General features: G+C 44.9%; 17 protein-coding genes. All 17 read right to left on the bottom strand.

Annotated features, from left to right (window positions below):
* Window positions 1-143: 143 nt before the first annotated feature.
* A complete protein-coding gene (atpE, locus tag FQV28_RS10940) occupies window positions 144-368 on the bottom strand; it encodes a F0F1 ATP synthase subunit C (RefSeq protein WP_146496437.1) in 225 nt (74 codons plus the stop codon).
* 67 nt (window positions 369-435) lie between these two features.
* The gene (gene atpB / locus FQV28_RS10935; RefSeq protein ID WP_370455131.1) at window positions 436-1,128 is read right to left on the bottom strand and encodes a F0F1 ATP synthase subunit A; all 693 of its coding nucleotides are present in this window, start codon (window positions 1,126-1,128) and stop codon (window positions 436-438) included.
* Window positions 1,129-1,173: 45 nt separating this feature from the next.
* The gene (locus tag FQV28_RS10930) at window positions 1,174-1,545 is read right to left on the bottom strand and encodes an ATP synthase subunit I (RefSeq protein WP_146496433.1); all 372 of its coding nucleotides are present in this window, start codon (window positions 1,543-1,545) and stop codon (window positions 1,174-1,176) included.
* Between the two features lie 3 nt (window positions 1,546-1,548).
* A complete protein-coding gene (locus FQV28_RS10925) occupies window positions 1,549-1,770 on the bottom strand; it encodes an AtpZ/AtpI family protein (RefSeq protein WP_146496431.1) in 222 nt (73 codons plus the stop codon).
* A gap of 229 nt (window positions 1,771-1,999) precedes the next feature.
* A complete protein-coding gene (wecB, locus tag FQV28_RS10920; protein WP_146496748.1) occupies window positions 2,000-3,130 on the bottom strand; it encodes a non-hydrolyzing UDP-N-acetylglucosamine 2-epimerase in 1,131 nt (376 codons plus the stop codon).
* A gap of 125 nt (window positions 3,131-3,255) precedes the next feature.
* A complete protein-coding gene (upp, locus tag FQV28_RS10915) occupies window positions 3,256-3,885 on the bottom strand; it encodes a uracil phosphoribosyltransferase (RefSeq protein WP_146496429.1) in 630 nt (209 codons plus the stop codon).
* Window positions 3,886-4,027: 142 nt separating this feature from the next.
* Window positions 4,028-6,202 carry a bifunctional diguanylate cyclase/phosphodiesterase gene (locus FQV28_RS10910; protein WP_146496427.1) on the bottom strand — a complete coding sequence of 725 codons (2,175 nt, stop codon included), beginning with the start codon at window positions 6,200-6,202 and terminating at the stop codon, window positions 4,028-4,030.
* 99 nt (window positions 6,203-6,301) lie between these two features.
* Entirely contained in the window at window positions 6,302-7,537 is a 1,236-nt protein-coding gene (gene glyA, locus FQV28_RS10905; RefSeq protein ID WP_146496425.1) for a serine hydroxymethyltransferase, read from the bottom strand.
* Window positions 7,524-8,108, bottom strand: a complete 585-nt coding sequence (locus FQV28_RS10900; RefSeq protein WP_146496423.1) for a TIGR01440 family protein — start codon at window positions 8,106-8,108, stop codon at window positions 7,524-7,526. The genes glyA and FQV28_RS10900 overlap by 14 nt, the downstream gene beginning before the upstream one ends.
* Before the next feature lie 14 nt (window positions 8,109-8,122).
* A complete protein-coding gene (gene rpiB, locus FQV28_RS10895) occupies window positions 8,123-8,560 on the bottom strand; it encodes a ribose 5-phosphate isomerase B (protein ID WP_146496421.1) in 438 nt (145 codons plus the stop codon).
* 199 nt (window positions 8,561-8,759) lie between these two features.
* Window positions 8,760-9,194: a low molecular weight protein arginine phosphatase gene (locus FQV28_RS10890; protein ID WP_146496419.1), complete on the bottom strand. Its 435-nt coding sequence runs from the start codon at window positions 9,192-9,194 to the stop codon at window positions 8,760-8,762.
* A gap of 22 nt (window positions 9,195-9,216) precedes the next feature.
* A complete protein-coding gene (locus tag FQV28_RS10885) occupies window positions 9,217-10,209 on the bottom strand; it encodes an L-threonylcarbamoyladenylate synthase (RefSeq protein WP_146496417.1) in 993 nt (330 codons plus the stop codon).
* Window positions 10,210-10,296: 87 nt separating this feature from the next.
* On the bottom strand, window positions 10,297-11,154 hold the full coding sequence (gene prmC, locus FQV28_RS10880) for a peptide chain release factor N(5)-glutamine methyltransferase (RefSeq protein WP_146496415.1): 858 nt from the start codon (window positions 11,152-11,154) through the stop codon (window positions 10,297-10,299).
* A complete protein-coding gene (gene prfA, locus FQV28_RS10875; protein WP_146496413.1) occupies window positions 11,147-12,220 on the bottom strand; it encodes a peptide chain release factor 1 in 1,074 nt (357 codons plus the stop codon). The genes prmC and prfA overlap by 8 nt, the downstream gene beginning before the upstream one ends.
* 45 nt (window positions 12,221-12,265) lie before the next feature.
* Window positions 12,266-12,859, bottom strand: coding sequence for a thymidine kinase (locus FQV28_RS10870; protein ID WP_146496411.1), 594 nt, complete (start codon window positions 12,857-12,859; stop codon window positions 12,266-12,268).
* Between the two features lie 266 nt (window positions 12,860-13,125).
* Window positions 13,126-13,341, bottom strand: a complete 216-nt coding sequence (gene rpmE, locus FQV28_RS10865) for a 50S ribosomal protein L31 (protein ID WP_106532840.1) — start codon at window positions 13,339-13,341, stop codon at window positions 13,126-13,128.
* A 154-nt stretch (window positions 13,342-13,495) separates the two neighbouring features.
* Window positions 13,496-14,779 carry a transcription termination factor Rho gene (rho, locus tag FQV28_RS10860; RefSeq protein ID WP_146496409.1) on the bottom strand — a complete coding sequence of 428 codons (1,284 nt, stop codon included), beginning with the start codon at window positions 14,777-14,779 and terminating at the stop codon, window positions 13,496-13,498.
* Window positions 14,780-14,824: the final 45 nt, after the last annotated feature.

Genomic DNA, 14,824 nt, shown 5'->3' with positions numbered 1-14,824 from the left:
GTTTCAGATGTTTTTTCAATATAAAAAATTGAATAGATAAGCATAAATGGCGAAAAATATGCCTAAGCAATCCCGCCATTTAGCTTCTTATTGTCCAGACTTCAGAGCCCAGATTCAACGGGCGCTTCCGCTTTTCGTTATTACTATTGGTTCATTACGATGAATGCGATAACTACGGCGATGATTGGAAGTGCTTCAACCAATGCAACCCCGATGAACATTGTTGTTTGTAGAACTCCGCGTGCTTCTGGCTGGCGAGCGATACCTTCAACTGTGCGTGAAACGATAAGACCGTTACCAATACCTGCGCCTAGTGCTGCTAAACCTACTGCGATTGCTGCTGCTAATAAACCTAATGAACCTGTCATTGTAATGTGTCCTCCTCAGGATAGTTGTTTTTTTGTTTTTTCTTTTGCTCAGTTGAGCATTTTATACTTAATGGTCGTCGCTTACTTTATGCGATATATAAACCATCGTTAACATAACGAAAATGAAAGCTTGGATAGCCCCGATAAAGATCGAGAACCCTTGCCATGCCATCATCGGAACCACAGATGCGGCAAATCTGATTGCACCCGCACTCCCGAGGCCTGCCAACAAACCTAGCAAAATTTCCCCGGCATAGATATTCCCGTAAAGACGCAGACCAAGTGTCAACGTATTTGCGAAATCTTCAATGATGTTAAGCGGCAATAAAAACGGCATCGGTTTAAGATAGCCTCCCGCATAACTCTTCAAACCTTTCATCTTGATGCCATAATAATGGCTCAAAATGATGATTGTTGCGGCCAGCGTCATCGTTACCGTTGGATCAGCAGTAGGTGATTTCCACCAAAGCTCTCCATTGATAGCGATAGAGAAAGGCAATCCCAACATATTCGATACAAAGATAAACATGATCAGCGTAATTCCAAGAACATGGAATCGGCCGCCGGTTCTCCAGTCCATATTGCTTTTGATAAGACCTTTTACAAAGTCCATTATCCACTCCATGAAGTTCTGCATGCCCGTTGGTTTGAGCGACAGTTTCCGTGTAGCAATAAAAGCAATTAGGAACACGATAAGAGCGGCTACAAGAAGCATCATAACGTTCGATAAGTTAAACCATAAACCGAACAGTTGATACATAGGAGCGCCATGACCCACGATAGTTTCACCTCTCTTTCCACATTCTTAATAGTGTTTCACGTGATAAACAATTCGTTCTGCAAGCAGCAGAACATACGGAATCATTAAGCCGATGACCGTACTGGCCACATGGATGTGCTCAGCGAACAATAATGCGATCGCCACAGCTGCAACTCCTGAGCCAAACCGTAATGCCGTTCCAAGCGAACGAACTTTCGAGCCTTCTGCCACCGCCCGGTCAAAACTTTCCATCCGGCGAACCAGAATCCACATATTATAAATGCCGAACAAAGTTCCGATTAAAAGACCGGCAAAAATCGTTTGGTACGGAGTGAACCCCCAGCCAATAACGAGCGCCGCAAGGACGAAATAAATCATTCTTTTTAGTCTTGTATAAATCTCCCTAAGTCCATCCATTTTTTAGTTGTCTCCTGATTCGAATTTTTGGACGGTTTTAAGCATCGCCCACACGCCGATTGCTAAGCCCGTGAGTAAGCAGATGATTAAGAAAAGCGGGGCGGTTCCGAATTGTTCATCGAGCCACATACCTGTGAACAAACCGATGAGCACGGACCCGACAAGTTGTGAGAGAATGGCACTGTAAAGCGCCATCGCTTGTAAGGGACTTTTTGTTGGGCGCATGATAAACCCCTCGAAATTCGTTTTGATTTGACAATATATCTCTTAAAAAGAGCCGTCGCATCCGGCTTTCAGAACAACATCTTTATGTATGAAAACCTTCTCATGCATACCCTTTGTAAGCATACAATAGGGGTAAAACCCTGTCAATTAGTAGAAGTGAAAAACTTCACAAGCGATTTTGTGTCGACATATTGTCGACAAATTTAGCATTGCTTGTAAAATCTTTCGTTTATTTCTTGCTTTTTTTCTCATTTAGGTACTCACAGAGTGCCGCGACAATCCTTCGCGAAGCTTCCCCATCTCCATAAGGATTAGAAGCATGCGCCATTTGTTCATACACTTCCGGGTCCGTCAGCAGCTCTTTCGCAAGCCGGTAGATGTCTGCTTCCAAGGTGCCTGCCAACTTCAGCGTGCCAGCCTCTATGCCTTCAGGACGTTCGGTTGTATCCCGCAGTACAAGAACCGGTTTGCCCAGTGATGGAGCTTCTTCCTGAACGCCTCCGGAATCCGTCAATATAATGAAGGAACGCGCCGCAAAATTATGGAAGTCCATCACATCAAGAGGTTCGATCAAATGGATTCGCGGATCACGGCCAAGCACTTCATCCGCTACTGTTCTTACAGCAGGATTCATATGGACCGGATACACCACCTGGACGTCATCATGTTCTTCAGTCAGCCGTTTTATGGCCCGGAACATATTGCGCATCGGCTCTCCCCAGTTCTCCCGCCGGTGGGCCGTCAGCAAAATCATGCGATCTGAACCGACTTTTTCAAGGACCGGGTGGTGATACGTTTTGCGTATAGTTGTTTTCAGCGCATCAATTGCCGTATTGCCGGTGACATAAATCGACTCTTCCCGCTTGTTTTCCGTCAGCAGGTTTTGCGCAGACTTTTCTGTGGGCGCAAAATGAATATCCGCTATGACGCCTGTCAGCTGACGGTTCATTTCTTCCGGATAAGGCGAATATTTATTGTGTGTGCGAAGACCCGCTTCCACATGGCCGACCGCAATCTGGTTGTAAAAAGCGGCGAGGCTTGCCACAAATGTGGTCGTCGTATCGCCATGAACCAGCACAATGTCTGGCTCCGCTTGCTTCATGACCTCATCCAAGCCATGCAGTCCGCGGACTGTCACATCACTTAGCGTTTGCCGGTCTTTCATAATGTTCAAATCATAGTCCGGCTGGATTTGAAAAGCATTCAGAACTTGATCGAGCATTTGCCGATGCTGTGCCGTTACGGTCACAATCGGTTCGATTGTTTCAGGATGCTTTTGAAGTTCCAATACAAGGGGCGCCATCTTGACTGCTTCCGGCCTCGTGCCGAAAATCGTCATTACTTTCCACTTTTTCGTCAAAAGGACCAGTCCTTTGCTTTGTCTTCTAAACACCGGCACCTTGCCCCTTGGCGCCAACTCGCCGTAGCCGGCGATTATACCGGCGCTGTTCGGGGCTATATTAGCCGGTGCCGCGTTCTTCTATCTTATTTTGTTCCAAACAAACGGTCGCCGGCATCGCCGAGACCCGGAACAATATAGCCGTGGTCATTCAGTTTTTCATCCAAAGCCGCAATGTAGACATCGACATCCGGATGCGCCGCTTGAAACGCTTCTACGCCTTCCGGTGCAGCAATGATGCACATAAAACGGATTTTTGTGGCCCCCCGCTTTTTCAAGGAATTTACAGCTTCAATGGCAGAACCCCCTGTTGCAAGCATCGGGTCAACGACGATAAATTCACGCTCTTGCACATCGGAAGGCAATTTCAAATAATACTCGACTGGCTGCAAAGTTTCCGGATCGCGGTATAAACCGATATGCCCGACTTTAGCTGCAGGAATCAGCTTCAAGATTCCGTCGACCATGCCGATGCCGGCCCGAAGAATCGGCACGATGCCTAATTTTTTCCCTGCAAGCACTCGAGACGTTGCCACCTGGACAGGCGTTTCCACTTCAATTTCTTTTAAAGGCAAATCGCGTGTGATTTCAAAAGCCATCAACGTCGCAATTTCATCCACTAATTCCCGGAATTCTTTTGTTCCTGTCGACTTGTCACGAATATAAGTTAATTTATGCTGGATCAACGGATGATCAAAAACATATACTTTACCCACGGCACATCTCTCCTTTTCAAACATTATCTTCAATAGTATAGCAGAAAATTGGCACGCCGAGGGATTCCAAAAAGCAATGAAATTATTCAGTTTTCTTTCATTCCCCGTGTGTGCAAAAAAACCGGAGCCAATTGGCTCCGGTTTATAAAAGGCGGGCTTCGTCTAAAGGCATCGGCCGATAGAACAAATAGCCTTGGCCAATTTTGCATCCGAGTGTAAGCAAAACTTCCCGCTGGGTTTCTGTTTCAATTCCTTCTGCAACTGCCTTCAAATTCAAATTTTCCGCAAGTTGGACAATTGTGCGGACAATGGCGAGTGTTGTCGGTTCGTGCATATTGGAAATGAAAGAACGGTCGATTTTGATTTCACTGACTGGCAGCTTTTGCAAATAGCTGAGCGACGAATAACCTGTGCCAAAGTCATCGACTGAGCTTGTAAAACCAAAAGCTGTCAATTGTTTGAAAACTTTATGGGCCGTTTCGATATCAACAAAACCGATTCGTTCTGTTATCTCCAACTGAATCCATCGATGCTCGATTTCGTATTCGGCCATTGTATCAACCAAATGAGGAATAAACGAGTGATGGAAAAAATGATCGGAAGACACGTTGATGGCCACTTGGTACATTTGTGCGCCTTGGTCTTGCCGGCTCTTCAGCCAGACAAGCACCCGTTTCAAAACGGCTTGTTCCAACACACGAATTTTGCCGTTCTTCTCCGCAGCTGGAATAAAGACGTCAGGGGAAATTGTGCCAAGTTCCGGAGAATTCCATCTCGCCAACGCCTCGAAACTTAGGATGTTGCCCGTCTCCAAGTCCACTTTCGGCTGAAGGTGGACGCCAATTTCCTCTCGGCGCAAAGCCGCCGTCAATTCATTGGCAATCCGCAAATCCTTCATCATAAATTCATCGTGCTCATTTTCGTAATAGCAGAATGATTCTCCTGCCTGAAGCTTAGCTTTGGATAACGCGCTATCTGCGTAACGGATCAACTCGTCGGCATCCCGCTGTTTCGGTGTAATGATTGCAACGCCAATTTTCAAAGTGACAAACAGCTCCAAGTCCCGAACGATAATCGGTTCTATTGTCGTCTGGTTGATAAGATCCAGATAATCCGGAATTTTATCAAGCGGTGTTTTGCTGTACAAAGCGATGGTTGAACCTGAGAACCGGGCTATCAGCGGGTCATGCGGCAAGCGTATACGGGCAAACCGCCTCCCCAGTTCAGCAATCATCATATCTCCTGCGCCGTGGCCATATTGGTCCACCACTTTTATGTATTCACCAGCTGAAATGAAAGCAATAAACCCTTCTTTTTTCTCTTTAAGGAGTTCCATCAATTCATTTTTGAAAAAATGGCGATTTGGCAAGTCGGTTTCTTTGTCAGTATAGGCGAGCTTTAGAATTTCCACTTGTTGTTGGGAATATTTAACTGTAAGCGCCACGATAGACGAGATTTGCTTGAGAAAATCAAGATCTTTTTCACTAGGACCCATCGGCAAAGGGAAATAAACCACAAATGTTCCAATCGCCTGTTTTGAAGCGTCTAATATTGGAGTTGACCAACTTGCCACTAAATCGAACTGTTCCACTACATCTTGGTAATCCCGCCACAAAGAATCTGTTTTTATGTCGGTGACAAAAACCGCTTCTTTTGAGAGAATGGCCGGTCCGCAAGTTCCCGCAGTCCTGTCTATTGGGAAGCCGTTCACTTTCTCATGAAATTCTTTTGGAAATGAATTCCCTGCTCCTACATGCAAACGCTCATTTTCATTTATCAGCATAATCGTGCACCTGGTATTGTCCAGGAAAAAAGATTCTGCCGTATCGCAAGCTTTTTGAAGCAGCATGCTTAACATATAGCCTTGTTCAATGCCGGTATACGTTTCCTGCTGCAACTTAATGAGGGCGTCCGACCGTTTCCGGTCTGTAATATCACGCTGCAGCATAAGCGTCAGCTGCAGTTCTCTATCGGGAAATGTCAAAGGTTGGATGCTAATCTCATTCCAGAATGGAGTACCGTTCTTTTTGTAGTTGATAATCTCAAAAATGCCTGGTTCTTGAGATTCTGAACATTCCCTGATTTGGCGGCTAACTGTCATATCCGTTTTATCTCCATGCAAAAAACGACCGTTTTTTCCGAGAACTTCCTCTTCTGAATAATCGATCATGTCATAAAAAGCTTGATTTGCAAAGACAATCGGATGATGGTCTGTCCCTGAATTCACCACCAGAAAACCAGTATGGAACTCAACACCAATACGGCGCAGCCAATCCATGATTAATTTTTTTTCTTTTTTCAATTCATGTGTGTGCATGCGCTGCACCTCTTTCGCCTATAAATTCGGAAAAAAATACAGCTGCCGGCAATCCGTTCAGTGGCAGGCAGCTGCACTTTTTTACTTGGTTAAATTCTCTTATTTGTATAACGGGAAACTTGCTGTCAGCTTTGCAGTGCGAGCAGCCGCTTCTTGTTTTACGGCGTCATCTTCCGGATTTTTCAAGAGTATTGCCATAATGGCCGCAATTTCTTTCATTTCCGGTTCTTTGAAACCGCGTGATGTTACTGCAGGAGTCCCAAGGCGGATGCCTGAAGTGACGAATGGGCTTTCCGGATCAAATGGGATGGTGTTTTTGTTTGTCGTAATGCCGACTTCATCAAGAAGGTGCTCCGCCAATTTTCCTGTCAGATTCAGTGAACGAAGGTCAATCAATAGCAAGTGGTTATCTGTTCCGCCTGATACGATTTGCACGCCTTCAGCCATTAGCGCTTCAGCTAAAGCTTTGGCATTTTTCACCACTTGATCGATATATGTTTTGAATTCAGGTTCCAACGCTTCGCCAAATGCAACAGCTTTTGCTGCAATCACGTGCATCAATGGACCGCCTTGAATACCCGGGAAAATCGTTTTATCGATTTTTTTCGCGAATTCTTCTGTGCATAGGATCAGTCCTCCACGAGGACCGCGCAATGTTTTATGAGTTGTGGAAGTGACAAAATGGGCATGCGGCACTGGGCTTGGATGTGCCCCAGTGGCTACTAGTCCGGCAATATGAGCCATATCCACCATTAATAATGCGCCGACTTCATCTGCAATTTCGCGGAATTTAGCAAAATCGATTGTCCGGGAATAAGCGCTGGCACCCACAACAATCAATTTAGGCTGGTGTTCAACTGCGATTTCACGAACAACATCATAATCAATCATCTGTGTTTCTTCACTGACGCCGTATTCAACGAAATTATAAGTCATGCCGCTAAAGTTTACACGGCTGCCATGCGTCAAGTGCCCACCATGGTTCAAATTCATTCCGAGTACTGTATCGCCTTGCTTTAAAATTGCTGTATAAACGGCCATATTGGCTTGGGATCCTGAATGTGGTTGAACGTTTGCATGATCCGCACCGAAAATTTCTTTCAGGCGATCCCTAGCAATATTTTCGACAACATCAACATACTCACAACCGCCGTAATAGCGTTTTCCAGGGTAGCCTTCTGCGTATTTATTAGTCAAAACCGACCCTTGAGCGTCCATAACTGCTTGTGATACAAAGTTTTCCGAGGCAATCAGTTCAATATTCGCTTCCTGCCGTGCTTTTTCTGCTTCCATTGCTTCAAATACTGCTTGGTCCTGCACTTTAATCAATTCCATCCGTATATCCCTCCTGTAATTGAACAAGCTCACGAGTATATCGTGCGCGCTCCCCGCCAATCAATTTTGGCCGTGTGGTAGCGGCGGATATAATCGCATCTCCTATTAGTTTAACAGAAGTCCGCACCGGAACGGCTACTCTTTTTAAATGCATACCAATCATTGTTTGGCCAATATCAATTCCGGCATGAGCCTGAACTTCTTCCACAACAACCGGATCTTTCATATTCATGAAAGCATAGGCACTCATCGAACCTCCCGCTTTAGCGACAGGAATGACCGATACCGGCTCCCAGCCATACTTTTCAGCAGTTTGCCGCTCCACTGTCAAAGCACGGTTAATATGTTCACACCCCTGGAAAGCCAAATGGATTTTGTGCCGGGCCGCGAACTTCTCAAACGGCTCGAACAAACTTTCCGCAATATCTAATCCACCGCCGGTGCCGATGCGTTTACCCGCTATTTCAGATGTCGAGCAGCCGATTACAAACACTTGGCCTTTTCTGAATTGAATCTGCTGCTCCAGTTCACTCAAAATTTCTTCTAACTGCAATTGCCATAACGTTTGCATATCGGCCACTCTCCTCAGTTTTCTAAATCTGAAACTTTTTGGATACGCGTTTCGTGTCTGCCGCCTTCAAATTCTACTGTCAGCCAAGTCTTTGCAATTTCGCGGGCAAGTCCGGGACCGATAACCCGTTCACCCATTGCCAAGATATTGGAATTGTTATGCCCTCTTGTCGCTTTTGCACTAAATACATCATGGACAAGCGCACAGCGGATGCCTTTAACTTTATTAGCCGCAATCGACATGCCGATGCCCGTCCCGCAAATTAAAATTCCCCGATCAAATTCACCGCTCGCTACACGGTCGGCTACCGGTTTCGCATAGTCCGGGTAATCGACCGAATCATCTGTATGCGGGCCAAAGTCTTGGTAGTCCATCCCAAGTTCGTTCAATAGATTGACAATTTCTTTGCGCAGAATATTTCCGCCGTGGTCTGATGAAATAGCGATTTTCATGAAAAGCCCTCTTTTCTTTAACTGTTTAGTTGCCAGCACGCTTGGCGCGCATCCACTTTTCTCCATTCTATCATTTTTGTACTTAAAAGCCTAGAATCCGCTGTTTTGAGCACTTTCCTGAATTTCTTAAACAGTTTGTTTTGAATCAAAAGAAAAAAGCAGGGTGTCTGCATATTCGCAAACACTTTCTGCTTTCCCTTTACTCTTCTTTAATTTTAAAAACAAGTTTATCGATCAACTGGTTCAACTCGTCAAAAGTTTGCTGATACGCCGATAAAGAACCACCATAAGGATCGGAGACATCTTCTCTCGAGCCATCGGCAAATTCTTTCAGCGTATAAATTTTACTGGCTGCTTCGGGATAGCTTTGCATTAACATATCCCGATGGGCAGCTGTCATGGTCAATATAAGATTTGCCCACTCGACATCTTCGGGTCTGACCGGTTTAGCCATATGCGAGAATGGAATTTTTTGTTCATCCAATACGGCTTGAGCATTTTTTGATAAAGGAGCGGCACCTGCAAAAATACCTGCAGAACGGACTTCGATGCCAGGTAATTCTTTCGCCGTTAAAATCGCTTCAGCCATAGGGCTGCGGCATGTATTCCCCGTACATACAAAGAAAATCTTCATTTTGCACCACCTTCTACAGAATTCAACTGAACCATTTATGGTCAGCGGCTTTTTCCAATCGATTCAATACGGCAATATCCTTTTGTTTATCGGAAGCTACGGCCGCTAGAATAATATTCACATCAATCATATCGCATTTCCGCAGACTGTTATAAAGCGTCTCTGCGGATAACGGAAAATCAAAATCTGCATCCGGAAAATCGTAATGACTTAATACCGCAACTTTCTTCCCTTCGTTATGGACATGATTGATCGCCATTTCAATTAGCCGGGCATCTTCTTCTATTAAATAGACCGGAGCTTCCGGTGCATAATGTGTATATTTCATGCCAGGTGACTTGGGTGCATTTCCTTTGATATCGGATGATGAACGTACCATTCCGATAACTTCCTCAAGTTGCTCTTTCGTCACTTGTCCCGGACGCAAAATACAAGGCGGTTCGCAAGTCATATCGAGCACAGTGGATTCAATGCCGATGGCTGTGGCTCCGCCATCTAGAACTAAAGGAATTTTCCCATTCATATCATGATAAACATGTTCAGCCAGAGTCGGGCTCGGTTTCCCGCTGGTGTTGGCACTTGGCGCCGCTACAGGTATTTTGAGCTGTCTTAACAACTGTAGTGCCACAGGGTGATCTGGAACTCTAATTCCGACGGTATCAAGACCCGCCGTAACATTACTGGCAAACATATCTGGCTTTGCATTCAAGATTAAGGTCAGCGCTCCCGGCCAAAAAGCATCCATACATTTTTCCGCTTTTTGCGTAACATTTAAAACATACTCAAGAGCTGTCTCTTTTGAGTCAACATGAACAATCAATGGATTGTCCGAAGGACGCCCTTTTGCTTTAAAAATTTTATCCACCGCTTCTGCATTGGTTGCAATTGCCCCAAGCCCATATACAGTTTCGGTTGGAAAAGCAACAACTTCCCCGCTTCTCAACATTTCCACAGCTTGTGAATAACTTTCTTCGATATTATTATTTTTATCCACAAGAATGGTTTTCGTCTCCATGTGAACATCTCCTATTATTCAAGGTTTCTACAAAGTTATCCCCATTCGGGGGATAACTTTGGTGAATTACACACAAATTATCCTCAATTATTCAATAATGCAAAAAACCATCCGGTCTTTTTTGTTGATATCTTTTTTAACATACACTTTTGCTTCGGGAAATGCAGCTTTAAGCATCTCTTTTACCGCCGCTCCCTGTTTATAACCTATTTCCAAACCGACAATTCCAGGTTTGTTTAGCAATTCCGGCAGTTGCTGCGCCAATTTTTCGTATAAAGCAAGACCATCATTATCTGCGAATAATGCTAAATGCGGTTCAAAATCACGGACACTATCCGACAAGTCTGCAGCTTCACTGTAAGCAATATAAGGCGGATTAGATAAAATCACGTCCCATAATTCACCTTTTAAAGGCTCCGCCAGATCGCCTTGTAAAAAGGCAACATCTGCCATAAGCTTTTCGGCATTTTTTTGAGCCATTTGCAGCGCTTTTTCTGATATGTCTGTAGCCGTCACTAATGCTTCAGGAATTTCGCATTTCATCGTCACTGCAATGATTCCGCTCCCTGTGCCAATATCGGCTATTTTTAGATTTTTCCCTGGAAAATGACGCTCAATTTGACTTAAAGCTTCTTCAATCAGTTCTTCAGTTTCCGGCCTTGGAATCAGCACATGTTCATCGACCTGAAAACTTCTGCCGTAAAATTCCTCGCTGCCCGTCAAATGCTGAATTGGTGTGCCAGCAACATGGCGCTCAATGTTTGCCCAAAAACGCTCATGAACTTCCTTGTCGATTTCATCCCGCAACGATGCAAGAAGCCCGGCATGCGATAAGCCGAGTTCGTGTTGAAGAAGAATGCGCGCTGCTGCTTCCTCTCTGCCATTATCCTTTAAAAAAGAAGAAGCCCCGTTAAGGGCCTCGAAAATTAATATTTTATCAGTCATTGTTCAAACTTTCCATTTTTGCAGACTGTTCTTCTACAACAAGCGCTTCAATGATTTCATCCATTTTGCCTTGTAGAATCTGATCCAGCTTTTGGATGGTCAATCCGATGCGGTGATCGGTCACACGGTTTTGCGGGAAATTGTAAGTTCGAATCCGTTCAGAACGATCTCCTGTACCTACAGCGGATTTTCTTACTGCATCATACTCAGCTTGCGCTTCTTGCTGGAACTTATCATAAACACGCGCCCGCAAAACTTTCATGGCACTCGCTTTGTTTTTAATTTGGGATTTTTCATCTTGGCACGTTACTACAGTATTTGTCGGAATGTGGGTTAAACGCACAGCTGACATGGTCGTGTTAACCGATTGCCCGCCGGCTCCGGACGAAGCATATGTGTCAACGCGAATATCATTGTCATGGATTTCCACTTCAACTTCTTCCACTTCCGGCAAACATGCAACAGTTGCCGTTGATGTATGGATACGTCCGCCTGATTCAGTTTCCGGAACCCGTTGAACGCGGTGTGCGCCGTTTTCGTATTTCAGTTTTGAGTAAGCGCCTTTTCCGGCAACCATGAAGACCAGTTCTTTAAAGCCGCCAAGACCTGTCGGATTGGAATCCATAATGGTGACTTTCCAGCCATTTGTTTCGGCATACCGGCTATACATGCGGTAGAGATCTCCGGCAAACAATGCCGCTTCATCCCCACCAGCTGCCCCTCGGATTTCCATAATGACGTTTTTATCGTCATTTGGATCTTTTGGTATCAATAAAATGTGGAGACGCGCTTCAACTTGTGCCAATTGCGCTTCCAGTTCGTTCACTTCTTCTTTTACCATTTCACGCATATCCGCATCCAGCTTGTCTTCAAACATCGCTTTTGCGTCATTCAATTGAGAAGTCAATTCTTTGTATTCCCGGTAAACTTCTACGGTTTCCTGTAAATCGGATTGCTCTTTGGAATACTCCCGCAGTTTATTGGTATCGCTGACAATTGCCGGATCGCTTAACAGTTCATTCAAACGGTCATAGCGATCTTCAACTGCCTGTAATCGATCAAACATGATTTCACCTCTAATTTTCAAGTTTCTTCTATATAAATGTATTTATTATTTAGATACCGTAACGCCTGCTGGCACTTCGTGATGATGGCGGCAGCGCGGCTCATATGCTTCTGAAGCCCCCACTAGAATGGTCGGATCATCAGCACCTGCCGGATTGCCATCAATCAAGCGTTGAGTTCGGCTTGCCGGTGATCCGCAAACAGTGCAAACCGCTTGCAATTTTGTAACTTGTTCAGCAATTGACAATAGGATTGGCATTGGTCCAAACGGCCGGCCGCGGAAGTCTTGGTCCAGCCCGGCGACAATAACCCGGAACCCGTGGTTCGCCAATTTCTGGACGTTTTCAACCACTTCATCATCGAAAAACTGAGCTTCATCAATGGCAATAACGTCGTATTCATCGTTGACGTACTTCCAAATTTCACTGGAATGTTCAACAGGCATAGCGATAACAGACGTGCCATTATGTGAAACGACTGCTTCCTCACTGTAACGGTTATCAATTTTCGGTTTAAACACCGCAATTTTTTGTTTGGCAAATTGTGAACGGCGAACGCGGCGGATCAGCTCTTCCGATTTCCCGGAAAACATGCTGCCGCAGATTAATTCCACCCATCCGGATTGTTTCATGACGTACATAAGTATAGCCCCTTTCAAACACTTTATCATTTTTATCACGAGTCCGACTTTCGCCAATTAAAGGAACGCCACTGCTCGTACAAACCGCTTATTGTCATCGGCAACCTTCCGGAATCTAAACTTCCGATGATTGCACTTTCACTTTATCATACCTAAAATTCTATAAAAAAACCGCTATTTCTCTCTATGTAAAACATATTTTAAGGATTAGAACGAAAAAAAATACCTGCCTTGCGTTTTCGCGCCAGGCAGGTATATTTTTTTGATTACTGGTTGATTTCTTCTTTTAGGCCGTATTTTTTGTTGAAACGGTCTACGCGTCCATCTGCAGAAGCAAACTTTTGGCGTCCAGTATAGAATGGGTGGCACTCTGAGCAAAGTTCAACGTTGATGTTTTCTTTTACAGAGCCTGTTTGGAACGAGTTGCCGCAAGAGCAAGTTACTGTTGCTAATTTGTAATCTGGATGAATACCTGTTTTCATAATGTTTTCTCCTCCTGCCCTGAACCATCTGGAACAGAGTTTATTAGTATCTATTTCACTATTGCCTTACACGGCTCTTTAGGCCGTATATGCAATAGCTCTGCTTTAATTCACTTATACTATAATATCAGAAACCGAAGCTGTTTGCAACTATTTAAATCATCTTCTTGCTGTTTCGATGTGCTTTCATTTCGGTGTTCAGTTGACCAAAAAATTCTTCATTGGTTTTTGTCCGGCCAAGTTTTTTCAAGAAGCGTTCGCCAAAATCCGGTGAGTCGGAAAAAGTATTGCGGATCGCCCACAATTTATCCAGCTGCTGCCGATCAATAAGCAACTCTTCTTTGCGTGTGCCGGAACGGCGGATATCAAGAGCCGGGAACACACGGCGTTCCGCAAGGCTGCGGTCTAAATGCAATTCCATATTGCCTGTTCCCTTGAATTCTTCATAGATAACTTCGTCCATCCGCGAGCCGGTTTCTACTAAGGCCGTTGCAAGAATCGTCAAGCTGCCGCCTTCTTCAATATTCCGGGCTGCCCCAAAGAAGCGCTTCGGACGGTGGAATGCCGCTGGATCTATTCCTCCTGATAGTGTACGCCCACTCGGCGGAATAACCAAATTATATGCTCGCGCAAGACGCGTGATGGAATCCATCAAAATAATGACGTCACGCTTGTGTTCAACAAGGCGCATGGCGCGCTCTAAGACAAGCTCCGCCACTTTCACATGGTTTTCCGGAACTTCATCGAACGTAGAAGAAACTACATCGGCATCGACCGATCGCTCAATGTCGGTTACTTCCTCTGGGCGCTCATCAATCAATAGCACAATCAGTTCGGCTTCCGGGTGATTGGTGGTAATCGAATTGGCAATCTCTTTCAACAGCATGGTTTTCCCTGCTTTTGGCGGAGCGACAATCAAACCGCGTTGACCAAATCCCACGGGAGCCACTAAATCCATGATGCGCGTCGATAAATGCTTAGGGGTTGTCTCTAAGCGGATGTGGCGGTCGGGATAAAGCGGCGTAAGCCCAGGAAAATGGACGCGTTCTTTCGCAACTTCTGGATCTTCCCCATTTACTGCTTCAACTTGCAGCAAACCGAAATAGCGTTCGTTTTCTTTTGGCGGACGCACTTTTCCGGATACTTTGTCCCCGTTCCGCAAATCGAAACGGCGGATTTGCGAGGCGGAAATGTAAATATCCTGTGAACTAGGAGAATAATTGATCGGGCGCAGGAAGCCAAACCCTTCGGAAGGAATGATTTCAAGTACGCCTTCCATAAAGAAAAAGCCTTCTTGTTCGGCACGCGTTTTTAGAATTGCAAAAATCAATTCTTTTTTCGTCAGTTTGCTGTAATTTGTTAATTTGTATTCTTTCGCCAAACTGTAAAGTTCTTTTAGCGTCATGTTTTCCAAAGCGGAAATTGTTATTGTTGCCATAAGTCAGACACCACTCTTATTTTTATAGGATTTAATAGATGAGGA

The organism is Planomicrobium sp. CPCC 101079, from assembly GCF_007859275.1.
In the GTDB taxonomy this organism is placed as follows: Bacteria; Bacillota; Bacilli; order Bacillales_A; family Planococcaceae; genus Planococcus.
The sequence above is the reverse complement of the archived record's forward strand: the minus strand, read 5'-3'. Positions and strand labels throughout refer to the sequence as shown.